Annotated in this window: 25 protein-coding genes; 14 read left to right on the top strand and 11 right to left on the bottom strand. The window is 61.7% G+C overall.

The genetic code is table 11. The features are described 5' to 3' along the window. Both J2X24_RS06845 and J2X24_RS06840 read left to right on the top strand, forming a co-directional pair. Positions 1–1,284 (top strand): S8 family serine peptidase, encoded by a 1,284-nt coding sequence (locus tag J2X24_RS06845; RefSeq protein ID WP_245344507.1) that lies wholly within the window; start codon positions 1–3, stop codon positions 1,282–1,284. A 110-nt stretch (positions 1,285–1,394) separates the two neighbouring features. Then, entirely contained in the window at positions 1,395–2,186 is a 792-nt protein-coding gene (locus J2X24_RS06840; protein WP_209718612.1) for a hypothetical protein, read from the top strand. 59 nt (positions 2,187–2,245) lie between these two features. On the opposite strand, the gene J2X24_RS06835 is transcribed toward J2X24_RS06840, so the two are convergent. Continuing rightward, positions 2,246–3,118, bottom strand: a complete 873-nt coding sequence (locus tag J2X24_RS06835; RefSeq protein ID WP_209718610.1) for a dihydrodipicolinate synthase family protein — start codon at positions 3,116–3,118, stop codon at positions 2,246–2,248. 144 nt (positions 3,119–3,262) lie between these two features. Here J2X24_RS06835 and J2X24_RS06830 point away from each other — a divergent pair, with 144 nt between their 5' ends. After that, positions 3,263–3,745, top strand: a complete 483-nt coding sequence (locus J2X24_RS06830; protein ID WP_209718607.1) for a VOC family protein — start codon at positions 3,263–3,265, stop codon at positions 3,743–3,745. On the opposite strand, the gene J2X24_RS06825 is transcribed toward J2X24_RS06830, so the two are convergent. Further along, on the bottom strand, positions 3,735–4,541 hold the full coding sequence (locus tag J2X24_RS06825; RefSeq protein ID WP_209718604.1) for a FadR/GntR family transcriptional regulator: 807 nt from the start codon (positions 4,539–4,541) through the stop codon (positions 3,735–3,737). The genes J2X24_RS06830 and J2X24_RS06825 overlap by 11 nt on opposite strands. A gap of 725 nt (positions 4,542–5,266) precedes the next feature. Between J2X24_RS06825 and J2X24_RS06820 the strand changes: the two genes are divergently transcribed. After that, complete coding sequence (locus tag J2X24_RS06820) at positions 5,267–8,380, top strand: TonB-dependent receptor domain-containing protein (protein WP_209718601.1); 3,114 nt, start codon at positions 5,267–5,269, stop codon at positions 8,378–8,380. 193 nt (positions 8,381–8,573) lie between these two features. On the opposite strand, the gene J2X24_RS06815 is transcribed toward J2X24_RS06820, so the two are convergent. Continuing rightward, complete coding sequence (locus J2X24_RS06815) at positions 8,574–10,007, bottom strand: FAD-binding oxidoreductase (RefSeq protein ID WP_209718598.1); 1,434 nt, start codon at positions 10,005–10,007, stop codon at positions 8,574–8,576. Between the two features lie 51 nt (positions 10,008–10,058). Here J2X24_RS06815 and J2X24_RS06810 point away from each other — a divergent pair, with 51 nt between their 5' ends. The 7 genes from J2X24_RS06810 to J2X24_RS06780 all read left to right on the top strand — a co-directional run bounded on the left by J2X24_RS06810 (position 10,059) and on the right by J2X24_RS06780 (position 17,226). Next, a complete protein-coding gene (locus J2X24_RS06810) occupies positions 10,059–10,505 on the top strand; it encodes an NUDIX hydrolase (RefSeq protein ID WP_209718595.1) in 447 nt (148 codons plus the stop codon). 632 nt (positions 10,506–11,137) lie between these two features. Continuing rightward, entirely contained in the window at positions 11,138–13,660 is a 2,523-nt protein-coding gene (locus J2X24_RS06805; protein ID WP_310002660.1) for a hybrid sensor histidine kinase/response regulator, read from the top strand. 253 nt (positions 13,661–13,913) lie between these two features. Then, positions 13,914–14,879 carry an SPFH domain-containing protein gene (locus J2X24_RS06800; protein ID WP_209718588.1) on the top strand — a complete coding sequence of 322 codons (966 nt, stop codon included), beginning with the start codon at positions 13,914–13,916 and terminating at the stop codon, positions 14,877–14,879. A 13-nt stretch (positions 14,880–14,892) separates the two neighbouring features. After that, positions 14,893–15,387, top strand: coding sequence for an NfeD family protein (locus J2X24_RS06795; RefSeq protein WP_245344505.1), 495 nt, complete (start codon positions 14,893–14,895; stop codon positions 15,385–15,387). Between the two features lie 135 nt (positions 15,388–15,522). After that, positions 15,523–16,329: a class II aldolase/adducin family protein gene (locus J2X24_RS06790; RefSeq protein ID WP_209718586.1), complete on the top strand. Its 807-nt coding sequence runs from the start codon at positions 15,523–15,525 to the stop codon at positions 16,327–16,329. Positions 16,330–16,543: 214 nt separating this feature from the next. After that, positions 16,544–17,020, top strand: coding sequence for a hypothetical protein (locus J2X24_RS06785; protein ID WP_209718583.1), 477 nt, complete (start codon positions 16,544–16,546; stop codon positions 17,018–17,020). Beyond that, on the top strand, positions 17,017–17,226 hold the full coding sequence (locus J2X24_RS06780) for a helix-turn-helix transcriptional regulator (protein ID WP_209718581.1): 210 nt from the start codon (positions 17,017–17,019) through the stop codon (positions 17,224–17,226). The genes J2X24_RS06785 and J2X24_RS06780 overlap by 4 nt, the downstream gene beginning before the upstream one ends. 64 nt (positions 17,227–17,290) lie before the next feature. Here the strand turns inward: J2X24_RS06780 and J2X24_RS06775 are convergent, their stop codons facing one another. Both J2X24_RS06775 and J2X24_RS06770 read right to left on the bottom strand, forming a co-directional pair. After that, positions 17,291–17,821: a c-type cytochrome gene (locus J2X24_RS06775; protein WP_209718579.1), complete on the bottom strand. Its 531-nt coding sequence runs from the start codon at positions 17,819–17,821 to the stop codon at positions 17,291–17,293. Between the two features lie 70 nt (positions 17,822–17,891). After that, positions 17,892–18,392: a methylated-DNA--[protein]-cysteine S-methyltransferase gene (locus tag J2X24_RS06770; protein ID WP_209718577.1), complete on the bottom strand. Its 501-nt coding sequence runs from the start codon at positions 18,390–18,392 to the stop codon at positions 17,892–17,894. A gap of 107 nt (positions 18,393–18,499) precedes the next feature. On the opposite strand from J2X24_RS06770, the gene J2X24_RS06765 reads away from it, so the two are divergent. Further along, positions 18,500–19,420 carry a translation factor GTPase family protein gene (locus tag J2X24_RS06765; RefSeq protein WP_209718575.1) on the top strand — a complete coding sequence of 307 codons (921 nt, stop codon included), beginning with the start codon at positions 18,500–18,502 and terminating at the stop codon, positions 19,418–19,420. Here J2X24_RS06765 and J2X24_RS06760 read toward each other — a convergent pair. After that, entirely contained in the window at positions 19,417–19,821 is a 405-nt protein-coding gene (locus tag J2X24_RS06760) for a MerR family transcriptional regulator (protein WP_209718572.1), read from the bottom strand. The two genes, J2X24_RS06765 and J2X24_RS06760, sit on opposite strands and share 4 nt — an antisense overlap. Before the next feature lie 61 nt (positions 19,822–19,882). Here J2X24_RS06760 and J2X24_RS22720 point away from each other — a divergent pair, with 61 nt between their 5' ends. Beyond that, complete coding sequence (locus tag J2X24_RS22720; RefSeq protein ID WP_209718570.1) at positions 19,883–20,632, top strand: glutaredoxin family protein; 750 nt, start codon at positions 19,883–19,885, stop codon at positions 20,630–20,632. Positions 20,633–20,691: 59 nt separating this feature from the next. Here the strand turns inward: J2X24_RS22720 and J2X24_RS06750 are convergent, their stop codons facing one another. Then, positions 20,692–21,000, bottom strand: coding sequence for a hypothetical protein (locus tag J2X24_RS06750; protein WP_209718568.1), 309 nt, complete (start codon positions 20,998–21,000; stop codon positions 20,692–20,694). Positions 21,001–21,016: 16 nt separating this feature from the next. Next, the gene (locus J2X24_RS06745) at positions 21,017–21,217 is read right to left on the bottom strand and encodes a hypothetical protein (RefSeq protein ID WP_209718566.1); all 201 of its coding nucleotides are present in this window, start codon (positions 21,215–21,217) and stop codon (positions 21,017–21,019) included. A 5-nt stretch (positions 21,218–21,222) separates the two neighbouring features. On the opposite strand from J2X24_RS06745, the gene J2X24_RS06740 reads away from it, so the two are divergent. Next, on the top strand, positions 21,223–21,660 hold the full coding sequence (locus J2X24_RS06740; RefSeq protein ID WP_209718564.1) for a LysR substrate-binding domain-containing protein: 438 nt from the start codon (positions 21,223–21,225) through the stop codon (positions 21,658–21,660). Here the strand turns inward: J2X24_RS06740 and J2X24_RS06735 are convergent. From J2X24_RS06735 to J2X24_RS06725, 3 genes are all read right to left on the bottom strand, one after another. Continuing rightward, positions 21,623–21,817 (bottom strand): hypothetical protein, encoded by a 195-nt coding sequence (locus J2X24_RS06735; RefSeq protein ID WP_209718562.1) that lies wholly within the window; start codon positions 21,815–21,817, stop codon positions 21,623–21,625. The genes J2X24_RS06740 and J2X24_RS06735 overlap by 38 nt on opposite strands. Positions 21,818–21,881: 64 nt before the next feature. Next, on the bottom strand, positions 21,882–22,151 hold the full coding sequence (locus J2X24_RS06730) for a hypothetical protein (RefSeq protein WP_209718560.1): 270 nt from the start codon (positions 22,149–22,151) through the stop codon (positions 21,882–21,884). A gap of 101 nt (positions 22,152–22,252) precedes the next feature. After that, positions 22,253–23,230 (bottom strand): magnesium transporter CorA family protein, encoded by a 978-nt coding sequence (locus J2X24_RS06725; protein ID WP_209718557.1) that lies wholly within the window; start codon positions 23,228–23,230, stop codon positions 22,253–22,255. Positions 23,231–23,249 lie beyond the last annotated feature (19 nt).

Genomic DNA, 23,249 nt, shown 5'->3' with positions numbered 1-23,249 from the left:
ATGCGCACGACCCTGATCCTGCTGTCTGTTTTCGCCGCCACGCCCGCCTCGGCGCAGCTTCTTGGCGGCCTGCCGTCGCCGTCGCTTCCGGTGGTGCGCAACCTGCCGGGAACCGTCGAGCGGACGCTCGACGGCGTGACGGATACGACGCGCGGCGTGCTCGACGGCGCCATCCTGCCGCGCGCCCAGCAGGTCCAGGACCTGTTGCGCCGCCATCGCGACGTGCTGGAGCTCGATCCCGACGGCGACCTGATCGTCCGCAACCAGGTCGTGGCCTATGCGCCGACGCCCGAAGCCCTGGCGGCGGCCGAAAAGGCCGGCTTCACGGTTGGCGGCGAACAGGTGCTGGAAGGGCTCGACACGCGGCTGGTGGTGTTGGCTGCGCCGCGCGGGCTTTCCACAAGGAAGGCTCTGCAGACGCTGCAAAAGCTCGATCCCGACGGCACCTACGATTTCAACGACATATATTTGGGCTCGCAATCGGGGAGCGGCGGTGGTGGCGCAGCGGCGGGCGCGGGCGGCGGCCGGGTCGGGCTGATCGACGGCGGCGTCGATACCGGACATCCCGCCTTTCGCGGCGCGAAGGTGATCCAGAAGGGCTTTGCGGGAACAGCGGCTCCAAGCCCGCACGGCACGGCGACGGGATCGCTGCTGGTCGGGCGCTCGGACGGTTTTGCAGGCGCGGCCCCCGGCGCCGAACTGATCGTCGCCGACGTCTATTGCAATCAGCCCACCGGCGGCTCGACCTCGGCCATCATCCAGGCGCTCGACTGGCTGTCGAAGGAGCGCGTGGGCGTCATCAATATCAGCCTGACCGGGCCGGCCAATGCGCCCTTGAAGGCGGCGGTCGCGGCCATGGTCAGGCGCGGCCATCTGATCGTCGCGGCGGTCGGCAATGAAGGCCCGGCCGCGAAACCGCTCTATCCGGCGTCGTTCGACGGCGTCATCGGCGTCACCGGCGTCGACCGCCGCAACAAGGTCTTGCTGGAGGCGGGCAGGGGCGCGCAGGTCGATCTGGCGGCGCCCGGCTCCGATATTGCCGCGGCCGCGCCCGGCGGTGGCTTTGCCGGTGTGCGCGGGACGTCCTTTGCCGCGCCGATCGCGGCGGGCCTGCTGGCGCGCAAGTACGACCGGCCGGATCCGGCGCGCGCGGGCGCCGCAGCCGCCGCGCTGGTGGCCGAGGCACTGGACCTGGGCGCCCGTGGCCGCGACAATATTTATGGCGCGGGATTGGTCGGCGGCACCGTTCGGCCTGATCTTAAATCATTGAAAAAGAAGAAATAACAAAAATTTCTCAAAAAATGTTGTCCGCCATGGAGAAAATTCCGGAGGGCAGGCGTTGATCCTGATGTGGAGCCGGTGAGAGACGGCCATGAACAACAGGAGAGACGAAAATGAACCTCAAGACACTCTTTACGACGGCTGCCGTGGCTTCGCTGGTGGCTTTTTCGGCGAACGCACAACTGCTGGGCGGTTCGGGCGGGCTGACCGGTGGGTTGACCGGCGGTCTCGGCGGCGGCGCGGGCAGCCTGGGTGGTTCGATCGCGGGTCAGGGCCAGGGCGCCTTTGGCGGTGACGTGACCGGCACGGTGGATCGCGCCACCCGCGAAGCGCGCCAGCAAACCGATCGGGCCAGGGATACGGTCCGCGACACCGCCCGCACCGCGCAGCAGCCGGTCAGCGCCGGTGGCCAGGCAGGCGCCAATGGCGGCCTGACCGGTGGCCTGCTGGGCCAGGACGTCGCTGGCAATGCGGCCGGCAATGCCGCTGGTAACGCTACGCTCGACAGTTCCGGCGCGACCGGCGCTCTGAAGTCAACCGCGCAAGGTGCCCGCTCGACCGCCGGTCAGGCGCGCGGCGTCATCGAGGCCACCGGCGCCGATGCGCGTGGCGTCGCCGGCGCCGCCAAGGGCGTCGAAGCGGCGGGCGATGTCGCGGGCTCCGGCTCGGCTTCGCTCGACAAGGGCCTGACGGGGGCCGGCCAGGGCAGCGGCAATCTGGGTGTCACGGGGACGGAAAATGTCGTGGGCTCGGCCACCGGAGCGGCGCGGAATGCCGCCGGCCGTGCGCGTGGCCTGGCCGACAGCGCCCGCAACAGTGTCTCCGTTCCGGGTTCGCCCGTGACGGCGACGGCGTCAGGCTCGGCCAGCGGCAATGCCTCAGCCAAGGCCGGCAAGACGAATTGATAGACTGACCAAAGACAACTTGAAGCGCCGTCGGATCACCCCATCCGCCGGCGTTTTTTTTATAGCCCGGCCAGAACCGTCGCCAGGGTCTGGCGGTCCGCCTCGGGAATGGGCAGGATTGGGCGCGGTGGCGCAGCGTCGGTCAGGCCAAGCATATTGGCGATGGCATAGACGACCCGAAGCCCGCCATGTTTGCGGAACTGCACCCACAGCGGTTCCAGTGCCGCGTTCAATCGGCGCGCTTCGCCCGGATCGGTTCTGGCGGCGGTGGTGATCTTCAAGCAGGCCTCGGGCAAAATCCCGCCCAGCACGCTGAACCAGGTGTCGGCGCCTGCGATCATGGCCTCGGCGCAGAACCAGTCGCCGCTATAGCCGATTGAGAAATCCGCAGGCAGGCTTGAGCGTTGCGTGGCCAGGTGCGGCGCGATGGCGTCACCGCCGGGATTCTTGATGGCTTTGATTCCCGGCACCTGGGCCAGCCGCGCGATCAGCTCCGGCGAAAAGTGGAAATGGCTGGCGGCCGGATTGTCGTAGATAACGATGGGCAGGCCGCTCTCCCGCGCCACCGCTGCGAAGTGTTCGAACACTTCGTCCGGGTTAAGCGGCGCGTAGGAAACGGCGGCCAGCAGACCCGCTTTCGCGCCCGCCGCCTTCGCATCCCTGGCGTAACCCACGGCCGCATCGGTCCTGAGCGCCCCTATGCCGGCCACGACCGGTATGTCGCCCGCCGCGTCCAGGCCGATATCGAGCGTCCGTCTGCGTTCCTGTGGCGTCAGATACATGTAGGTGCCGGTGCTGCCGAGCAGGCCGATCGACTGGACGCGCGCCGCCGTCAATCGGCCGAGGATGCGGCGCAGATCGGTTTCGATGACCTGGCCGTCAGGGGTGCACGGCGTAATCGGAAAGGCGGACAGGCCTTTGGGGACGATCATATTGGCTCCTTAACCGCGGTCTTCTGGCTGCGCTGCTCTATCAGTCAGTACCGAACCGGGCAAGGCCACTGACATGTGGTGGCACGCATTGGGTTTTTATGCCAGCCTGGTCTATCCCGCCGTGAAACCCAGAGGAGCGCCGCCATGAACCCCAAGAACAAGAACACGATCTGCCTGTGGTACGACAAGGACGCGGAAGAGGCCGCGCGCTTTTACGCCGAGACCTTTCCCGACAGCGAAGTCACTTCGGTCAACCGCGCGCCCTCCGACTTTCCGAGCGGCAAGGCCGGCCAGGTCCTGACCGTCGAATTCACCGTCTGCGGCATTCCGTGCTTCGGGCTGAACGGCGGCGACACCTTCCACCACAGCGAAGCGTTTTCCTTCCAGATCGCCACCGAGGACCAGGAAGAGACCGACCGCTACTGGAACGCCATCGTCGGCAACGGCGGCAAGGAAAGCGCTTGCGGCTGGTGCAAGGACAAGTGGGGCCTGTCCTGGCAGATCACGCCGCGCGTCCTGACCGACGCCATGGCCAAGGGCGGCGACGTCGCCAAACGCGCGTTCGAAGCCATGATGGAGATGCGCAAGATCGACGTCGCCAGGATCGAGGCGGCGGTCAAGGGCTAAAACTATCCATCGCTCCATATTGCGGGCGTTTGACGATATCCTTCATTGCCTGGCGGATAAGGGATTCCATGCACCAGCGCGCTTCGGCCGCGTCTCCGCACGCTATGGCGTCGTAGACGACTCTGTGGGCCAGAACCGGATTGGGCCCAAGGACGTCCTGCGCGATCTTGTAGCGGGTGGACAAGGCCACCGACGCGCCGATAGACGCATTCAGCGACGCCAGCTGATCGTTGTCCGCCGCCGCCAGTAATGCCGCGTGAAAGTCCTTGTCGGCCTGCCGCCCCGCTTCGGTAAAAAGCGTAGCCTGGGCCATGACGTCCAGCGCGTTGGACATGGCGGCGAGATGCGTGACGGTGCGCCTCTGCGCCGCGAGACTGGCGGCCGCCGGCTCGATAATGAGCCGCAGTTCGAACAGGTTGCGAACCAGGCGGTCTTCGGGCGTGTCGGCGAACATCCAGCCGATGACGTCCGGATCAAGCAGGTTCCAGCTGGTCTTTTCGGTTACGCAGGTTCCCCGCTTTGGCCGGGGTTCGACAAGGCCCTTTGCCGAAAGAATGCGTATGGCCTCGCGCACCGCGGTCCGCGATATCGCCAGGGAAATCGACATGTCGAGCTCGGTCGGCAGGACATCTCCCGGCAGGCGCTGCCCGGAGACGATTTCGTGCGCGAGCTTCTGTGCCAGCAGCATGTGAAGCGGTGAAGCGGCGCGGGGGCCCGGCTCGGCCCGCTTGCCCGGCGCCCTGTCCCAGATGACGGCCTGGCGGCGTTTGTCGAGCTTATCTGTTGTTATCTGCATCGTTGACACCTGGATCGATAACCTGTCTCCGCAGGGGCAAAAGCCATATGCACGCTTGGACTTCAGGGCCGCCGAATCGCGTGCGCCTCACTGCCACGCCGCGCGGTTGCCTGCGCGCGGGGGCGCAGGTTTAAGCTGATCGACAAATCTTTCGCAGCGCAGCATGTATTCGGAAGAAAAATACAGAACAGCGTTGCCTTGGCATGATGGCGTTGAATCCGCCCGTGATTTTCTGATGTCCGTTGAAAAAGATCAGACTATTTGCACATTAAAGGCAGACTATTAATTCCATCCTCTCTAAAAGCCAACATATATTTCCAATGTCACTCGTCGCGTAGTCTCTGGTATTAAAATATTTTATCGTTTAATTTCATATAGTTACCTGATAAATATCACTGTATCTGCCAAATTTTTCAGATTCCATCCATGGAAAAAGATTTCACGTTGACGAATATCATGGTTATGGATCATATATACAGTCAGACTTTATGAGCGGATTTTTGCAAGTCGGACATCACAACGAAGCGTGTGTCTGATGGCCCAGGCTGTGTGGCGCCAGCACCTGCCGAAAATGCGCGCCTGAGTCTGTTAGTAAAAAGCGTACAAAGAACGGGATTTTGCCAATTAAAGTTGGTGTTATACTTATTTGTGAAAAATAAAATAAGTATATGGCCGGGATGCGCCAAATCCCCAAAGCAAACCACGCATAAAATGCAGGGGAAACCATGAAAACTCTAAAGGCCATGCTTTACGGCGCATCGGGCGCCGCCATCATTTGCGGTTGCGCATTCCCTCTGGTCGCGTTCTCCCAGGAGACTACGGCCGGCGCTGTCTCGGCGGAGACGCAACCGGGTAATGACTCTGAGGTCGTCGTGGTGACCGGTTCGCGCGTTATCCGGACGAACGAAAAATCACCGACGCCGATCACCGCGGTCACCACGGAACAACTTAGCCAGACGACACCCAGCGACATTCCGGATGCGCTGAACAAGCTGCCGCAGATCATTGGCGGGCGCACGCCGCGCAACCAGGGCAACGGCGCCAATAACAACGGCGGCAACGTCCTGGCGTTGCGCAATTTCGGCCCTTCGCGCACGCTTGTGCTGTTCAACGGTCACCGCGTCGCGCCGAACAATCAGGACGGTACGGTCAATATCGACGTCCTGCCGCAAATCCTGATGAAGCGTGTTGACATCGTTACTGGCGGCGCCTCGGCCGTCTATGGTTCGGATGCCGTCTCTGGTGTGGTCAACTTTGTCATCGACGAAAACTTTAACGGCTTCAAATATAAGGTCGATACCGGCATTTCCGGCTATGGTGATGGACGTCAACATTCCATCGCAGCCGCTTGGGGTACGGAACTTCTTGACGGGCGTGGGCATTTTGAGACCTCCTTCCGCTACCGCCACCAGGACAAGATCCTCAATACGGATCGTCCTTACGCCAAGGATGGACAGGTTTGGTTTCTGACGGGTAACGGATCGGCCTCGAATCCATTTACCAATACGCCCTATGCGCGCGTCAACAACCAGCCGATGACCGGCATTGTAAACTGCGGCTCAGCCTGCGCGCTCAATGGCTACACCGTCACTTCGCCCGGCAATTTTGGCCCGCTGACGCGCGGCACGCCTACGGGAAGCGGCACCATTGATAGCGGCGGCAACGGTGGTTACGTCAAATTCGGCACCTTCCGCTCAGGTCTTGAGATGAAGGAATCCTTCAGCCGGTTTGACTATGATTTTTCTGATAATGTCCATGGTTATGCCCAGATCAGCCTGGCTGAAGCCGACGTCTCGTCGGATTGGGTCAATACGGTTGTGAGCTCGTCCGGCTCAGGACGTCCAAGCACGATCTTTGCCAACAATCCGTATCTGTCACCCGCATCTCAAGCGGCCCTGGGTGCCGGCATAACCTGCGGCACCCCTGCGGCAGCCGGCTATCGCTGCCTGCCAAATCCCCCGCTGACAGCCCAGGACAGGTATAGCTACGACGGCACGCTCATGCCGGGCGCGACCACGCCACCGCCGCCTTCGACACCTTATCTTTCTGTTCCCTCCTATATCTGGAACAAGATCGACGGCCAGGACGCCGGTCCGCAAGGCCGCGTCTACAAGACCCTGTCGAATCAAAAAAGCTTCAACTTTGAAACCGGTCTAAGGGGAACGCTGGGTAATTTTGACTGGGATGTCTTCTATAGCAACAGCTCCAGCGAGCTGACGGTCTCGAACCCGAACAACCAGCGCAACGACAGGTTCCTGGCTTCGCTTGACGCGGTTATCGCGCCTTCGGGCACGATGATAAATGGCGTAAATGTCAGCGGCACAATCGTGTGCTGGGTCTCGACCCAGGCCGCCTTTGCCTCGCTCTATCCAGGCTGCGTGCCGACCAATATCGTCGATCCGAACGGCCCGTCGGCGGCGTCATATGATTATCTTGTTCAGGAAACGCACTGGACCCTGAAACAGACCATGCAGAACTTCGGGGCCTCCATCGGCGGCGACCTGGGTTTCGGTCTTCCGGCGGGTAACATCCGGGGCAACATTTCGGTCGATGCCCGTACCGCAACCTACGAGATGACCACCAATGCGCTGGCGACGGATTTTGTCAATTGTACCGGTCTTCGCTTGTGCCTGGCCACCGGCAATTCGGCAGGCGTGGGTGCAGCGCCGGCCCTGTGGATTCAAAACGTCAACAACCCGGTGGATGCCAAGAACGACGTCGTCGAAGCCGCTCTTGAGTTCAACATTCCCTTGTTGAAGGATTTGCCGCTTGTTGATGATCTGACCTTGGCAGCTGCTGGTCGTTACACCAAGTATTCGACCTTTGATGCCGTTCATTCCTGGAAGCTGGGTCTTGATTGGCATCTGAATTCGATGTTCCACGTTCGTGGCACGCAGTCGGTCGACATCCGGGCGCCCAACCTGAACGACCTTTATCAACCGGCGGGTATTTCGGCTTCGACCTTCTCGGATTTCTTGACGGGGCTGAATCAAAATACACAGTTTCAAGTCTCGGGTAATCCGAACCTAACGCCTGAAATCGCGCGCACGACAACTCTTGGTGTCGTCTTTACGCCAAGCTTTATCCGTAACTTTAACGTGTCGTTTGATTACTACAAAACGGATATGAAGGACGCTATCACGAACATCAGCTACAATAATGCGGCGATCCAAAACCTGTGTCTCGCCAGCGCGCCGACCTACTCGTCGAACTTCTGTTCTTTGGCCGTTCGCCCGATTACCGATCCATCGGATCCGAATTACAAGACCGCGGCGAACTTCCCGACGAAAATCTTCAGTGCACCTCTCAATGCGGCGAGCTCGACGATCAGTGGTTATGATATCGAGGCAAACTATGCATGGAGCATGGAAGATATCGTGTCCTGGTTGCCAGGTCGCTTTACTGCGCGAACCTTGATAAGCGTCCAACCCACCAACACGACGGTCAATATCCCTGGAACCGCCGAGCAATGGGCATTCCAACCTGAGTTCAGGCAGACGACCTTCCTGGCCTATGTCGACGGCGACTGGACGGTGGCCGTTCAGGACCAATATATCGGTAAGGCAAGAAAGGCCACCAGTGACCCCTCAGTGGCCAGCAATAATCAAAACTATGTCATCCCTTACCTGCCTTCGATGAATGTCGTCGACCTGACGATCAGCAAGGCCTTCTCATTCCGGGGCGGCCGCAGCGAAGCCTTCATCAATATCAGCAACCTTGGCGACACACGCGCACCACTCATGCCAGGCGCTGGTGTCCCAGGTCTCACCTATCCAACGGCTGCGTTCCATGACGACATGGGCCGTTACTTCACGTTCGGCTTAAAGGGTAAGTTCTAAGAGGCAGGCTTCCTGCCGGAGAAGGCTGCCTCCGCGAGCGACAAGGCGACTTACAATGTCGCAAGTCTCCCAAGCCTTGGGGCTCGCATCGTCCAGGCCTTTTCCGGAACCTTGTCCGCCCCGCATTCGTGCGGGGCGGTCTTTTTACATTCCGCTCAGGGCGCAAAACAAGAACCGAAGCGCGGTACAGAATTTAGAACAACACGTGCGGGTTCATGATGCGCTTCGGGTCCAATGCCTGACGCACCGCCTGCATCGCGGCGACAGCCACCGGGTCCTTGTATTGCAAGGCTTCCTGCGTCTTCATGCGGCCGAGGCCGTGTTCCGCAGAGATCGAGCCTTCATAGGCGTGCGCCAGGTCGTGGACGACCTTGGAACCCGCATCGCGCATGGCGTTGAATTCGCCCGCGTCCATGCCTTCCGGCAGGATGACATTGAAGTGCACATTGCCGTCGCCGACGTGACCGAACGCCACCAGGCGCGCGCCCGGCAGAAACGCCTGGATCGCCTTATCGCCTTCTTCCATATATTCGGCCATGCGCGACAAAGGCACCGACACGTCGTGTTTCCAGGCGGCGCCTTCGGCCTTTTCGGCGGCGGAGTGGTCTTCGCGCAGGCGCCAGAATTCGGCGGCCTGCGTCTCGTTCTGGGCGATGGCGGCGTCGAGCACCAGCTCTTCTTCGAAGGCCGCTTCCAGCAGGCGTTCCATCGCCGCCGATGCACCCTCTGGGTCGCCCGAAGCGACTTCGATCAGGGCGTACCACGGATATTCGGCGCTCAAGGGCTCACGCGTATCGGGGATGTGCTTGAGGACAAGAGACAGGCCATAGCGGCCCATAAGTTCGAAGGCCTCGACCGTGCCGCCGGTTTCCTGCTTGGCGCGGACCAGCAGGTCGATGGCTTTCTGGGAGGACTCAAAGCCGACGATCGCCACACTGCGCGAATTCATGATGGGGAAGAGTTTCAGCGACGCCGCGGTGATGATGCCCAGCGTCCCTTCGGCGCCGATGAACATCTGCTTCAAGTCATAGCCGGTATTGTCCTTGCGCAGGCGCTTCAGGCCATTGAAGATTTCACCAGTCGGCAGGACAACCTCGAGGCCGGAGACCAGGTCGCGCGTCACGCCATAGCGCAGCACGGCCGTGCCACCGGCATTGGTCGAGATGACGCCGCCGACCGTGGCCGTGCCTTCGGCCGCCAGCGACAGCGGGAAATAGCGGTTGGCGCCTTCGGCAATCTGTTGGGCTTCCAGAAGCGTCAGGCCGCTTTCCAGCACCATGGTGTCGTCGGTCGGGGCGACATCGCGCACGGTCTTCATGCGCTCAAGGGAAATGAGGATTTCACCGAACGGGATCTGGCCGCCCACAAGCCCGGTATTGCCGCCCTGGGGGGTGATCGCCACGCCATTGTCGTAGCAGATCTTGACGACCTTCGAGACTTCTTCGGTCGACTTGGGCAGGACGAGGAGGGGAGTATGGCCTTTCCACTTGCCGCGCCATTCGGTCAGCTTGGGGTCGACGCGACCCGGATCCTGGCTCCAGCCGGCATCGCCCACGACGGCCTTGATCTGCGCGATGACTTCGGCTGCGACGGCAGGCGCTTCGGCAAAGGCGGTGGCGGTGGACATCCGGGGGCTCTCCATTAACAGTGACGTCGCGTTAAATCAGCGAGTCGTCCTTTGCAAGCCACAAAACCTAAAGAAACCCAGCAGCGTTCATATCCCATTCCCTGCGTCGGCGTCGTGTGCTGGCGCGGCGATGAGGTGCTCTTGATCAAGCGGGGCAGGGCGCCACGCCAGGGCGAATGGTCGATCCCCGGCGGCAAGGTGGAGTTGGGCGAGGCCCTGGCGGACGCGGCCTTGCGCGAACTCCTGGAGGAGACCGGCGTGACGGCGGAGATGGCCGGCCTGGTTGAAGTGTATGAAATCCTTGAGGCCGAATTCCATTATGTGTTGATCGACTATGCCGCGCATTGGGTGGCGGGAGAGCCCAGGGCCGGCGACGACGCCGACGAGGCGCGCTTCGTTCCCATTAATGATGCGCTGTTAACGGTCAGCCGCGATGATATCATTGATGTTTTGCAAAAATCGCGGACCATAATTCGCCGAACGCGCGATATGTCCTGACGGCAATTTTCAGCCGGGCGAGTGGTTCATTCTGCAACAGAATTCGTGTCCCGCCCCGCCTCACGCAAATTTTTACACCGATTCAGATTCTCGTCTTGATGGATTTTTTATTTTGTGGTTAAAGTTCCGTTAATGGTAACCATATATGCAAACCTTTGCTTAAGGTTACCATTCGGTGCGAATTTTTTATGACAACGGCCTCGGCCGGCATTGGGAATTGGCGTCCGCAAGGAAAGAAGGAGGTCAACAGCAAGTTGAACCTCCGGGTTTTGGTGAGTCTATTATCAGGAGTACAGTCATGAAGAAGTTTGTTATCACGGTCGCCGCTCTGGTTTCCGTCCTGGGTGTCGCCGCGGCTGCTGGTCAAGCTGCTGCCGTTCCGCCGGTCTGCACCGTGAAGGCCTGCGGTGGCTGGTAAGTAATGCCCAACGGGTAAGACGCATTTGCTCTTACCCGTCACTTTATCTCCGGAAATCCGGAAGTCCCGACGCGGTTTAAGCCAATCCTAATGTCTTTGTGATTTAACACGCCCCTGATGGTACTCAGGAGGCGACATGAGTCGCTCATATAGAGACGGTGGTTGGGTGAAGGGTTTACGCGGTTTTATACTGCCACTGGCGGTTGGACTCTGCGTGGCGCAGCCAGCACAGGTACATGCTGCTCCCGTGGTCGCGGAGGACAGCCAGGCTTATGTGCAGAGTCTGAATGGCATCCAGGCCCAGGTCGCCAGCCTGCCTTTTGCCTACAGCGAAAACGAAATCGAAAACTATGGCGTCAAGGCCATGAGCATGTCGGGCGATGAGCGCCTCTATGCCCTGTGGCGCGTCCTTTTCGCTTATAAGACCTTCCAGAACGAAGCCAAGATGCAGGCCTGGCACAATCGCCTGCTGGGTCTGGCGCAAAAGGAGCGCGACAGCCGCCTCGACCTGCTGGCGCGGTTCATGTACCAGGCCTACCAGAACGAGATCGGCGGCTATACGCTGCTGAAGGACGCCGACTGGCGGGACTATCAATCGGCCTCCAGTGTCGCCTTGCAAAATATCGTCATGCTGGAGCGCCAGCGGACGCTGCAATATCAGGGCAACTGGGCCGAAGCCATCGATGTTGGCGACGCCCTTGTCCTGCGCCTCCCGAGCGAGGGCAGCAAGGCGCAGGGCCTGATGATGGCCGCGCAGCAGGCCATGGCCTACAACATGCTCCGGGTCGGCGACAACACCGCATACGCGTCCCACATGCTCGCAGCGGCGCGGCTGGCGCAACACAACGCCTTTTATCAGCAGCAGATAGACCTGGTCTACGACCTGGCCTACTTCGCGGCGCAGGACAACAACATCACCCTCGCATCGTCACTGCAGAAGCTTTATGCTGACGAAGTGGCAAAACACGATATTAGCGAGCTGAAGCCGTGGAGCCAGCAGCTGTGCGCGATCGTCGAGGACAAGGCCGAACATTACCGCGCCGTGATCGATTGCCTGAGCGGCACATCGGTGGCGCGGGGCCTGATCGCCACGGGCTATGATGCCTTTCAGCTCAGGCTTCTCACAAAGGCCTATGCCCGCGAGGGCCGCGTCCTTCAGGCGCGTCAGTCGCTGGATCGTCTGAATGCCTTGCCGGCAACCATGATCTCGCCGGATCCGCTGTTCACGCGTTACATCGAAGCCTATCTGAAGTCGGCGGAGGGGCATTCGGATGCGGCCTTCCAGGCGCTCGGCGACCTGACCCTGCCGATGCAGCGCCAGGCCGATCAGCGCCGCATCGCCGCGATCCAGGACATGTACCGCACCCTGCGCAAGCAGCTCGACAGCAAGACCGCCGAAAGCCGCCTGCTCAACAAGCAGGTCGAGATGCAGCGGATCATGCTGGTGCTTGCGGTGGCCATCGGCCTGCTGCTGACGGCGCTGGCCGCGGTCAGCATCGTCTGGGTCATGCGCATGCGCCGCATGCAATGGCAGCTCAGGGACGCCCACGAACATGCCCAGGCCGCCAATGCTGCCAAGTCGCGCTTCCTGGCGGTGATGAGCCATGAACTGCGCACGCCGCTGAATGGCGTGCTGGGCATGGCCCAGGCCCTGCGCAAGGGCAAGCTCAACGACGAGCAGCACGGCCAGGTCGATATCCTGATCGAGTCGGGCGAGACCCTGATGGTCCTGCTCAATGACGTGCTCGACATGTCGCGCATCGAGGCCGGCAAGGTCGAGCTGGCGCCGACGGCCGCATCGATGAAGGACATGATCGAGCGCGTCATCAACACCTATATCCCGACCGTCGAGGACAAGCCGGTGGCGCTGCGCTACGACATCGACGACAGCGCGCAGGCGCCGATGATGTTCGACGTGCTGCGCGTCTATCAGTGCCTGTCGAACCTGGTGTCCAACGCCACCAAGTTCACCGAACGCGGGACGATCCGTGTCGTCGCCTCGGCCACGCCATATGAGGACCGCCCGGGTTACCTGGTGCGCGTCGAGGTTCGCGACACCGGCATCGGCATGAGCCGCGCCACGGTCGACAAGCTGTTCGAAGCCTATGCCCAGGCCGACGCCGGCACGGCGCGCAAGTATGGCGGATCGGGCTTGGGCCTCAGCATCAGCCGCCGCCTGACCGAACTGATGCAGGGCACGCTCAGCGTCACCAGCGAGGAGGGCGTGGGCTCGATCTTCGTCATGACATTCCACGCCGGCGAGGTCGTCAACACGCCGGCCCGCGCGCCCGAGCCTGAGCCGGAAGCCCAGTCGGACCACACGCGCGGCTACCGCATCCTGCTGGTCGACGACCACCCGGTGAACCGCAAGGTCGCTCGCCTGTTCCTGGAGCCGTTCGGCTTCGAGATCACCGAGGCGGTCGACGGCCAGGAGGCGCTGGACGCCCACATGGAAAACTTCGACCTGGTCTTGATGGACATCAACATGCCGCGCCTGGGCGGGATCGACGCCACGCGGCTGTTCCGCGAGACTGAAGCGGCCGGCCATCACGTGCCGATTGTCGCGCTGACGGCTGACGCCATGCCCGAGCAGATCGACGCCTGCCTGGCGGCGGGCATGGACGCGCACATCTCCAAGCCGATCATCATGGACAAGCTGATCGATACGGTGACCTCGCTGCTGCATATCGATACGGAGCAGGGCGCGGCGCCCGCGCCGATGGCGAAGACGGCGTAGTCGGTTTCCTCTAACATGTGGCGGAGCTAAGACGGCGCTGGCGAAAGCTATACTTTCGCTGGCGCTATACCCCATGCTGCGCACAGGAAGGAGAACCGCCGAAGGCGGTGGAGGGGTATTGCGCGGTGCGTGTGACTATGCCGCTGTCGCGTGCAGTCCTCCACACGAAAATCATCGTGGCCTGCGTCCCGATTCCCGTTATAATCCGGGCACGGACGGGCATCAGACCCGTGGCCGTTTACGGGGGCTAAAGATGGTTGTCAGCATTTTCATCGGTATCCTGTTCGTCCTGGCGCTGTTTATCGTCTTTTCGATCGTGAAGATCGTGCCGCAGGGCTACGAATTCACCGTCGAGCGGTTCGGCCGCTACATGCGCACGCTCAAGCCCGGCATCAGCTTCCTGACGCCTTTCATCGAAACCATAGGCCGCCGCGTCAACATGATGGAGCGCGTTTTCGACGTGCCGCAGCAGGACGTGATCACCAAGGACAACGTCAATGTCCGCGTCGACGGCATCGTCTTCGTCCAGGTGATGAACGCCGCCGAAGCCGCCTATCGCGTCGACAATCTCGACAACGCCATCACTCAACTGGCCATGACCAACCTGCGCACCGTCGTAGGTTCGATGGAACTGGACGAGGTGCTGTCGCAGCGCGACTCGATCAATTCGCGCCTCCTGAACGTCATCGACCACGCCACCTCGCCGTGGGGCATCAAGGTCAACCGCATCGAGATCAAGGACCTCAAGCCGCCGGCGGATATCACCGACGCCATGGCGCGCCAGATGAAGGCCGAGCGCGAGCGCCGCGCCCTGATCATCGAGGCCGACGGCGAAAAGCAGGCGGCGATCGCCCGCGCCGAGGGGCTGAAGCAGGCGACTGTCCTCGAAGCCGAAGGCCGCCGCGAAGCCGCCTTTAGAGACGCCGAAGCCCGCGAACGCGCCGCCCAGGCCGAGGCGACCGCCACCGACCTGGTGTCGCAGGCCATCGCCAAGGGCGACGTCAACGCCATCAACTACTTCGTGGCGCAGAAATACGTCGAGGCCTTCGGCAAGTTCGCCGAGTCGAACAACACCAAGACGCTGATCGTGCCGGCCGACCTGTCGTCATTGGCCGGCGCCATTACCGGCGTCACCGAACTGATCCAATCGGGGGGCAGCGGCGGACCGAAACTGCAGCCGGCCCAGCCGCCGCGCAAGACCAGCGTTCCGACGACCTGACGGGAGACCCGAGATGGATATGGTCACGATCTTCCTGATGGGACCGATGGGCACCCAGGCCTTCTGGATCTGGCTGACCCTGGGCATCCTGCTGCTGGGCGTCGAGGTGTTCTTAGGCACGCAATGGCTTCTGTGGTCGGCGGCCTCGGCCGGCGTGGTGGCGGTCGTCTGCCTGACCGGCCTGCCGTTCGGCATCGTCGCGCAGGTCATCACCTTTGCCACTTTAAGCCTCGTCATGTCGCTGATGACGCGCAAGTTCATGAAGGTCCCCGGTGCCGGGCCCGACGTCAATGCGCCCAATGACCGGCTGCTGGGCAAGCAGGCTGAGGTGTTGAGCGGCTTCGAAATCGTCGCGGGCGGTGAGCGCACCGGCCGGGTCAGCTTCGAAGGTGTCGAGTGGCCGGCCGTGCTCAAGGCGGGGGCAGGGGACGCCGTGCTCAAAAAGGCCGACCGCGTGGTCATCGATGAGGTCCAGGAAGGCCGCCTGTTCGTGACGCCGGTGAACTAAGGCAAACTATACCTCCCCGTAGCGCGGATAGGTATAAGAAGAGAGCCCGCCTTCCCTTACGTCAAAAGGATTTACGCGCAGAAATGATTTGCGCGGGGGTAAAATCGCGCGCCTAATGCCAAAAAAGGAAACGCCATGCCCGATACCCAGACCCCCACGCGCCCCGGCGTGTCCGAAGCCGAATGGAAGCTGCGCTGCGACCTGGCGGCGCTCTATCGGGCCGTGGCGCTCTATGGCTGGGACGATCTGATCTTCACCCACATTTCGTCGCGCGTGCCGGCCAGGGATTCGCTGGTCAAACAGGCCGACGGCAGCTTTGCGCCGTCCGAGACCGACCACTTCCTGATCAATCCCTACGGCGTCTTCTTCGCCGAGATGACGGCATCAAGCCTGGTCAAGATCGACGGCGATGGCCGCGTGGTCGATGGCTCAGGCGCCATGGTCAATCCGGCGGGCTTCACGATCCACAGCGCCATTCACGGCGCCATCAAGGACGCGCACTGCGTCATTCACCTGCACACTGACGCCATGACCGGCGTGTCGGCGCAGACCGAAGGCCTGTTGCCGCTGACCCAGAACGCGCTGCTGATCCGGCCGCAACTGGCCTATCACGACTATGAAGGGGTGGCGCTGGAACTGGATGAGCGCGAGCGGCTGGTGGCCGATATCGGCACAAAGCGCTTCCTGATGCTACGCAATCATGGCGCGCTGGCCTGGGGCGGGACGGCGGGAGAAGCGTTCACCGCCATCTATTTCCTCGAACAGGCCTGCCGCCAGCAGATCGCGGCCCTGAGCGCCGGCCGTGACCGTGTGCTGGAAGTCGGACAAGAGGTGCAGGACAAGGTCGCGCCATTGGCCGCGGGCGTGGGCTTTGTCGGTGTGCTGGTCTGGCCGGGTCTGATCCGGCGGCTGGACCGCGAAATGCCGGGGTACGCGGTCTAAAATTTCACTGCACTCCGGCACGCGCTCGCTTGCCACTGGAGTGCTCCCTTCAGTCGATAAGTAGCGCATCATAGTGCCTGCTGCCTGCCGGACTGCATCATAGGTCCTGCACACCGCTTGACAGTCTTTCTCCAATATGCAAAGTTAACTTTGCATTATGCCAAACATACTGTGCGATCCTGTTTCAGGGCGCCATCATTCAGGAGGCACGCGAATGTCTACCCAACGCCAATCCAGTTTGCCCAAGGCGCTGCTTTTCGGGCTTATGATCATTCCGCCGATCTGCGTTGTCGCAACCATGCCGTGGCTCGCCGAGCAACCGGACGCAGTGGTGTTCCTGCTCACGGGCATTGCCGCGGCGCTTACGGTCGTGGCCAGCTTTATCCTTGCCATTCTCCACGACCGCGGCGTCGACGAATGGAACCGGAGCAATGCGCGCTTTTCCAGCCAATGGGGCTGGACCGCCGGCGCAAGCCTCGTGGCGCTGCTTCTTGCCGTGCCGCCCATCCGGGATCTGATCACCGTCTGGGTTGCGAGCTGGACCAAGGTGCCGGATCCGGACCCGACGCTGGTGCTGATTACGTTTACCTTTGGCTTCATGGCGACGGTTGTCGCGCAGCTCGTCTGCACCGCCGTGCTCAGCGTCGCGTGGACGGCCTGGAAGTCGCGCGGCCCCCGCGACCTCGCATGAAAAACAGGATCCGGGTGCTGCGCGCGGAGCGCCGATGGAGCCAGGCGGAACTGGCGGCACAGGTCGGCGTCTCCCGCAACTCCATCATCTCGATTGAGAATGGCCACTTCGACCCTTCGCTGTCGCTGGCCTTTGCCATCGCCGATGCGTTCGGTTGCAAGATCGAGGACATTTTCGAGCGCGACCCACCAAAGCCGAAGGCGTGATCATACGGCGCTTATCCGGCGGTTGCCCGGCAGATCCAGGCTGGATTTTGAGGCTGTGGACAAACTATTCCGCAGCCGAAGCGCTCTCGGCGGACACCGGAGCGCCTGCCTTCGGCGCGGACATCAGCCGGATATAGGCGATCAGGTTGCGGCGGTCGGTGTCGTCCTTGATGCCAGGATAGCCCATCTTGGTGCCCTTGACCGTCGCCTGAGGCGCCGTGAGGAAAGTGTCCAAAGTCGCATAATCCCACACCACCGCATGCTTGCGCATGGCTTCGGAATAGGGATAGCCCGCTGCCGTCGCGGCCTTGCGGCCAAAGACGCCGAACAGGTGCGGGCCGGACATGTTCATGCCGTCGGGCGTGATGGTATGGCAGGCGCGGCACTTGTTGAACTGCTTTTCGCCGGCGGCGAGGTCGGCGGTGTCGTAGGGCGCGGGAAACGTCTTCAGGATTTCGGCCTTTTCGGCGTCCGTATAGACGATGGGCGCGGCCAGCTGGATCGCTTCGCCGCCGTCATTGTCGGCGCCGCGCGGCCCACAGGCGGTTAAGGCCAGGACGGGCAGGAAACAAACGGCTTTCCAGGATTTCAACATGATCGGCCCCGATGTCGTTGACACCTTCTAAGCCAGCCAGATGCGTTTTACGACGGCTAAATTGCCGCAGCTACAACAAGGTGGATTGCGGCGATTCAAATGCCAGCAGCCATTTCTTGAGCGGCAGACCACCGCCATAGCCGGTCAGGCTGCCGTTCTTGCCGATGACGCGGTGGCACGGAATGACCAGGGACACCGGGTTTTTGCCGTTGGCGGCGCCCACCGCGCGCATGGCGTTGATGTCGCCGACGGTGATCGCCAACTGCTGATAGGAGATGGTTTGGCCGAACGGAATGTCGCACAGGGCCCGCCACACCTTCTGCTGGAAAAGTGTGCCCGCAGGTTTAACCGGCAAATCAAACGTCCTGCGCTTGCCGGCGAAATATTCGGTTATCTGGTGTTCGGCATCGCGCAAGCGGTCGGGCGCAAGCACAGCCACGCCCGGCACGCCCAATTTCGGTTTAAGACTGTCCTCATTGAGGAAGTAGAATTCGACCAATGCGCCGTCACTATTGGCGGTGAGCGCCGCCCGGCCCACGGGCGTGTCGATATGGGCGTAGTAATAGTCCATGCCGCCTTATCATGCTTTGAGTCGCGAAAAAGCGGCAGCAGGTGCTATATCCTTGTGATGCATGAGGGGCGGCTAATTCCTTGCCGACAGGAAACCGGAGAACGGACATGACCGAAATCCCGCTCGAACCGACCCTGGACGCCTTCGTCTGGCCATTGCTGACCGTAACGATCCGGCCGAAATCACCTGCGGATGCGGAAAAACTGGCGGAGGTGCTGAAGGTAAGGCTGGACGTGGAGGCGAGCTTTTTCCTCGCTCTGGACGACCAGACTGGCGAGGCGGTCCTCGAAGGCGATGACGAAGCGGACCTCGACCGGGTAATCACGGCACTGAAGGGGCAGGGCAAGGTCGAAGCCGATTTTGGTGCGCCGCAGGTCGCCTATCGTGAGACCCTTACGCGCCGGATTGTCATCGATCACACCTACAGGAAGCTTATCGGTGGCGGAGGCGTATTCGCCCGCGTCGTGCTGGCTTTCGAACCGTGCAAGACTGGCACCGGCTTCACGTTCGAAAATGCCATCATGCGCGGAGCGGTGCCCGGAGATTATATCCCGGCGGTTTTCAAGGGGCTGGACGCCGCCCGCTATGACGGGCTGATCGCTGGCTTTCCGGTGGTCGCATTCAAGGCGACGCTGTTCGACGGCGCCTATCACGATCTGGACTCGTCGCCTGAGGCCTTCGAGATCGCGGCACGTGAAGCCTTCGAAAAATTGCGCGACAAGGACGTGGTGGCATTGCTCGAACCTATCATGACGGTCAGGATCCAAGCGCCACCGGATTGCCTGCCTGCGATCATCGCCGATCTTGGCGACCGTCGCGGCGTGGTGCGAGACAAGCCCATGCGCGGGGGCGCCATGGACATCCTCGCCGAGATTCCCCTGGCTGGCCTGCTTGGGTACCGCAACGTCCTGACAGCCATGTCCGGTGGCCGCGCCCGTTACGTCTCGGGATTCGCCCACTACGCGCCGGTGCCGGTGGAAACGCCACCCGATGGTGTCTTTCCGCCGGCGATGGGCATGCGCGCCTAGGCCTCAAACGCTGAAATGATCGGGCAGGGGCCGTCGGAATGCGCGCAGTCCTGCGCCAGCTTCTGCAACGCCGTCCGCGCCGCCTGTAACTCCGCGATTTTGGCGTCCAGCGCCTTGATGCGCGCGGTTGCCAAGGCCTGGGCGCGCGGCCGGTCATGTCCCGCGTCCAACGCCAGCAATTCGCCTATTTCCTCGAGCGTAAAGCCCGAGGCCTGCGCCTGACGGATAAAGCGCAGGCGGCGCAGGTCGCCCGGGCCATAGCGCCGCACCCCGCCCGACAGGGCGTTGCCGCCGCTGCGATCGGGCGTGTCCAGCAGGCCGCGCCTTTGGTAGTAGCGCACGGTCTCGACCCCCACGCCGCCTTCGCGCGCCAGGGCGCCGATCGTCATATTGTGATCCACAGGCTTGACTCCGTACTATGGTACAGACCCCATATAGGGAGCAATCGAGAGGATTGCACCCATGACCCAGCCCCCAAAAACCGCTGAAATCCATCGCATGGTGATGGCCAGCCACACCTGCCCCTATGGCCTGAAGGCCCTGCACCTGCTGAAATCCAAAGGCTTTGCGGTCAACGACCACTGGCTGACAACGCGCGGGGAGACCGACGCGTTCAAGGCTGAGCACGGTGTCGCCACGACGCCACAGGTCTTTATCGATGGCCGGCGCATCGGCGGTTATGACGACCTGCGCCGTCATTTCGGCCAAAAGGTGCCCGACCCGAAGACGCCCAGCTATACGCCGGTGCTGGCGGTATTCGCCGGCACGGCGCTGATGGCCATGGCGGTCAGCTACCTCCTTGGCGGAGCGCCGCTGACGCTCCACGCCGCCGAGCTGTTCATCGCCTTCACCATGGTCGTGCTGGCGGTGCTGAAGCTGCAGAATGTCGAAAAGTTCTCGACCATGTTCCTGAACTACGACCTGCTGGCCAAACGCTGGGTGCCCTACGGCTATATCTATCCGTTCGCGGAATTTGGCGCGGGCGTGCTGATGATCGCCGGCGTGCTCAACTGGCTGTCGATCCCGGTGGCGCTGGTCATCGGCACCATCGGCGCCGCGTCGGTCTATAAGGCTGTCTATATCGACAGGCGCGAGCTGAAATGCGCCTGCGTCGGCGGCGACAGCAATGTGCCGCTTGGCTTCGTGTCGCTGACCGAAAACCTTATGATGGTCGCCATGGCGGTGTGGATGCTGGCTCGCCATGGTGTCTGAAGTCACACGAATGCCCTCCCAGACTACGGCGAGCAGGGGACGTTCCGCACAGCGATAGGCTAGGACAGCCCCTTGATTTTCAGGCCGTAATGATCCGCCAGATAGATCAGTGCCTCGGCATTGCCTAAGGCATCATCGACCGGATCGTGGGTATGGGCGGTCTTGCGGAACTTCTTCCAGTCGGAAGCTGCCGACCATTTGCGCGTCAGGCCCGCATAGAGGTCGCCTATCCGCCGGCCCGAATGACCGAACGGGTTAGGCGCATCGATGCGGGCGCAGTAATGGCTCGGCCACTGGAAATCGAAGGCTGGATTGTCCGACACAAAGGACGGCCGGTCGGTGGAATGCTCAGCCAGGAAAGCGATCATGGCGCGCGTACCGATCTCAGCATCGGGCCAGATGCTGTTCGCGCGTGATGCCCGATATGGCCAGGGCTTCGGGAATCCAACGCTCGGATATCGGCGCGAACCGCGCTGTGAAGGTGGTTTTCAGGTCCCGGTCAAGCTTTACGATGCCGATGGATACCATGGAATATATGCCGGCGGCCGGGCCGTCGGACTCAACGTCGATAATAAAGACACCCATTGTCTTTGCTGTTTCTCTCTCTTTTGTACCAGCAGGTTATCGACGTTTCGGTCCGGTTTGGCAAGGCGGCGGTGACGGTCGCCGACATGGCCGGCCATCTGCAGATCGTCATCAGCGATCCCACGACCTGGAGCGAAGGCAGCGATTATGGCGTGCTGTCGCCGGAAACGTGGCGCGTCCAGAGCCAGGCCGCCAAACACGCCCTTATTGTCGAAGGCGTTGGTTGGGGGCGGTTGCCACTGTGGCTGATCGAAGCGGATTTGGCGGCGGGACGGCTGGTAAGGCTGGACGCTCCGGCACTGGGGGCAGGCGGCGAAAGCATGCTCACCGCATATCTTGCGCACCGCGGCGATTATGCGCCTGGGCCAGCGGCGCGTATCATCAGTGATGTGCTGCGCAGTGCCGCTACTTCGCCGCCTCGTCGATCCGGTCCAGTTCCGTAAGGAGCGTTTTCGCCTCATTGGCCAGATAGCGAAGGCGCTCGCAGACGAGCGCGCGCGTCTCTTTGTCATAGCTGCCGTTCATCAGCTCCATGCGTTGCTGTTTGATGCTTTCGAGGATGGCTTCAAGATCGCTGGCGAACTGGTCGTGTGGCGTCATTTGTCGTCCGTGGTAAACGAAAAGGCGCACCGGAGTGCGCCTTCTTTAATGGTGGTTTGGTCGGTCAGGTCGCGGCCTGCTCGTTTCGGTTGGCTTGCGGGTCGTCTTCGGCTTCGACGTTGGGCGTAAGGTCTTCATTTCCGTTCAGATCGGTGCCTTCCGGCGAGCCGTCCGGGTTCAGCACGCTGCCATCGACGCCGACGACATCGTTGCCCGTGCCCATATCGCCGTCGTTTTCGGTATCGATACCCTTGTCGATGGCGTCGTTCCCGAGGTCGCCCTGCTGACCTTGCGACTGGCCCTGACCTTGGTTCTGGAAGTTGTTGTCTGGCATTTCATCCTCCTGGGACTGCGTGGCGGCAGTTGAGGATAGCGCCTGATACGTAAGGCCGTGGCATGGTAAGGCGCTACGGACATAAGCGGTTCATGTGCGACTTATAGCCACCGCTTATGCCGGAAGTACACATACGGCAGCACGGCGAACAGCGCCATCAGGATGATCGCCATGGGATAGCCGTATGCCCAGGTCAGCTCGGGCATATGGGCGAAGTTCATGCCGTAGAAGCCCGCCACAAGAGTCGGCGGCAGGAAAATCAGCGCCACCACCGAGAAGATCTTGGCGATCAGGTTCTGTTCGACATTGATCATGCCGAGCGCGCTTTCGAGCTGGAAATTGATCTTGTCGTTCAGGAACGCCGACTGGTCGGCCAGCGACTTCGCGTCCTTGATCAGGCGGGCGGCATCATGGCAGATGGCGGCATTGTCCGGGCTGTGGTCTTCGCGGATATAGGTCAGCAGGCGCATCAGGCTGTGCGTGCTTTCGTTGATCTTGGAATTGAGGTCGGCGATGTGGCCCAGTTCCTTCAGCACCCCGCCCATGATCAGCGACGGATTGCCCTTGCGGCCGTCGAACGCGTGATCGGCGAAGATGCGCCGCGACAGGCCGTCCAGCCCCTGGACGACCTGGGCGTGGTCGGCGGCGACGCGCAGGATCACCTCTTCCAGCAGGCCTTCCAGGACATCGGCGCTGGTGCGGAAGCGCTTGCCGTTCAAAAGCAGGTCCTGCTGAAAGCTCAGGAAGGGCTCCGGATCGATATCGCGGATGGTGATGAGGAAATCCGGCGTCAGGATGAAGGTGACCGTGGAGGTTTTTGGCTGTCCTTCACCGCCGACGGTCAGCGCCGCGGTCATGTAGGAGGTGCCGTCGCGCGTGTACATGCGGTTAAGCGCATGGTTGCGCCAGATCTCCTCGCGGCTGGGCAGGGCCAGGTTCAGCGTCTGGGGCAGGAGGCGCAGTTCGTCATTGGTCGGGTTGAGCAGGTCGATCCACATGGGTTCGTCCGGCACATTATGCGTCGGGTCGAGTTGCAGTTCGGCAACCCTTCCACCCGTCGTATGAAACACCGTGATCATGGCACTCCCCCGGAACTGG

Origin of the sequence: Asticcacaulis solisilvae (assembly GCF_017875235.1) — a bacterium.
In the GTDB taxonomy this organism is placed as follows: domain Bacteria; phylum Pseudomonadota; class Alphaproteobacteria; order Caulobacterales; family Caulobacteraceae; genus Asticcacaulis; species Asticcacaulis solisilvae_A.
The sequence above is the reverse complement of the archived record's forward strand: the minus strand, read 5'-3'. Positions and strand labels throughout refer to the sequence as shown.

Excerpts from the sequence above, each read along its gene's own strand:
- J2X24_RS06845 (WP_245344507.1), top strand. The coding sequence starts at position 1 with ATGCGCACGACCCTGATCCTGCTGTCTGTTTTCGCCGCCACGCCCGCC.
- J2X24_RS06840 (WP_209718612.1), top strand. The coding sequence starts at position 1,395 with ATGAACCTCAAGACACTCTTTACGACGGCTGCCGTGGCTTCGCTGGTG.
- J2X24_RS06835 (WP_209718610.1), bottom strand. The coding sequence starts at position 3,118 with ATGATCGTCCCCAAAGGCCTGTCCGCCTTTCCGATTACGCCGTGCACC.
- J2X24_RS06830 (WP_209718607.1), top strand. The coding sequence starts at position 3,263 with ATGAACCCCAAGAACAAGAACACGATCTGCCTGTGGTACGACAAGGAC.
- J2X24_RS06825 (WP_209718604.1), bottom strand. The coding sequence starts at position 4,541 with ATGCAGATAACAACAGATAAGCTCGACAAACGCCGCCAGGCCGTCATC.
- J2X24_RS06820 (WP_209718601.1), top strand. The coding sequence starts at position 5,267 with ATGAAAACTCTAAAGGCCATGCTTTACGGCGCATCGGGCGCCGCCATC.
- J2X24_RS06815 (WP_209718598.1), bottom strand. The coding sequence starts at position 10,007 with ATGTCCACCGCCACCGCCTTTGCCGAAGCGCCTGCCGTCGCAGCCGAA.
- J2X24_RS06800 (WP_209718588.1), top strand. The coding sequence starts at position 13,914 with ATGGTTGTCAGCATTTTCATCGGTATCCTGTTCGTCCTGGCGCTGTTT.
- J2X24_RS06795 (WP_245344505.1), top strand. The coding sequence starts at position 14,893 with ATGGATATGGTCACGATCTTCCTGATGGGACCGATGGGCACCCAGGCC.
- J2X24_RS06790 (WP_209718586.1), top strand. The coding sequence starts at position 15,523 with ATGCCCGATACCCAGACCCCCACGCGCCCCGGCGTGTCCGAAGCCGAA.
- J2X24_RS06785 (WP_209718583.1), top strand. The coding sequence starts at position 16,544 with ATGTCTACCCAACGCCAATCCAGTTTGCCCAAGGCGCTGCTTTTCGGG.
- J2X24_RS06780 (WP_209718581.1), top strand. The coding sequence starts at position 17,017 with ATGAAAAACAGGATCCGGGTGCTGCGCGCGGAGCGCCGATGGAGCCAG.
- J2X24_RS06775 (WP_209718579.1), bottom strand. The coding sequence starts at position 17,821 with ATGTTGAAATCCTGGAAAGCCGTTTGTTTCCTGCCCGTCCTGGCCTTA.
- J2X24_RS06770 (WP_209718577.1), bottom strand. The coding sequence starts at position 18,392 with ATGGACTATTACTACGCCCATATCGACACGCCCGTGGGCCGGGCGGCG.
- J2X24_RS06765 (WP_209718575.1), top strand. The coding sequence starts at position 18,500 with ATGACCGAAATCCCGCTCGAACCGACCCTGGACGCCTTCGTCTGGCCA.
- J2X24_RS22720 (WP_209718570.1), top strand. The coding sequence starts at position 19,883 with ATGACCCAGCCCCCAAAAACCGCTGAAATCCATCGCATGGTGATGGCC.
- J2X24_RS06750 (WP_209718568.1), bottom strand. The coding sequence starts at position 21,000 with ATGATCGCTTTCCTGGCTGAGCATTCCACCGACCGGCCGTCCTTTGTG.
- J2X24_RS06745 (WP_209718566.1), bottom strand. The coding sequence starts at position 21,217 with ATGGGTGTCTTTATTATCGACGTTGAGTCCGACGGCCCGGCCGCCGGC.
- J2X24_RS06735 (WP_209718562.1), bottom strand. The coding sequence starts at position 21,817 with ATGACGCCACACGACCAGTTCGCCAGCGATCTTGAAGCCATCCTCGAA.
- J2X24_RS06730 (WP_209718560.1), bottom strand. The coding sequence starts at position 22,151 with ATGCCAGACAACAACTTCCAGAACCAAGGTCAGGGCCAGTCGCAAGGT.
- J2X24_RS06725 (WP_209718557.1), bottom strand. The coding sequence starts at position 23,230 with ATGATCACGGTGTTTCATACGACGGGTGGAAGGGTTGCCGAACTGCAA.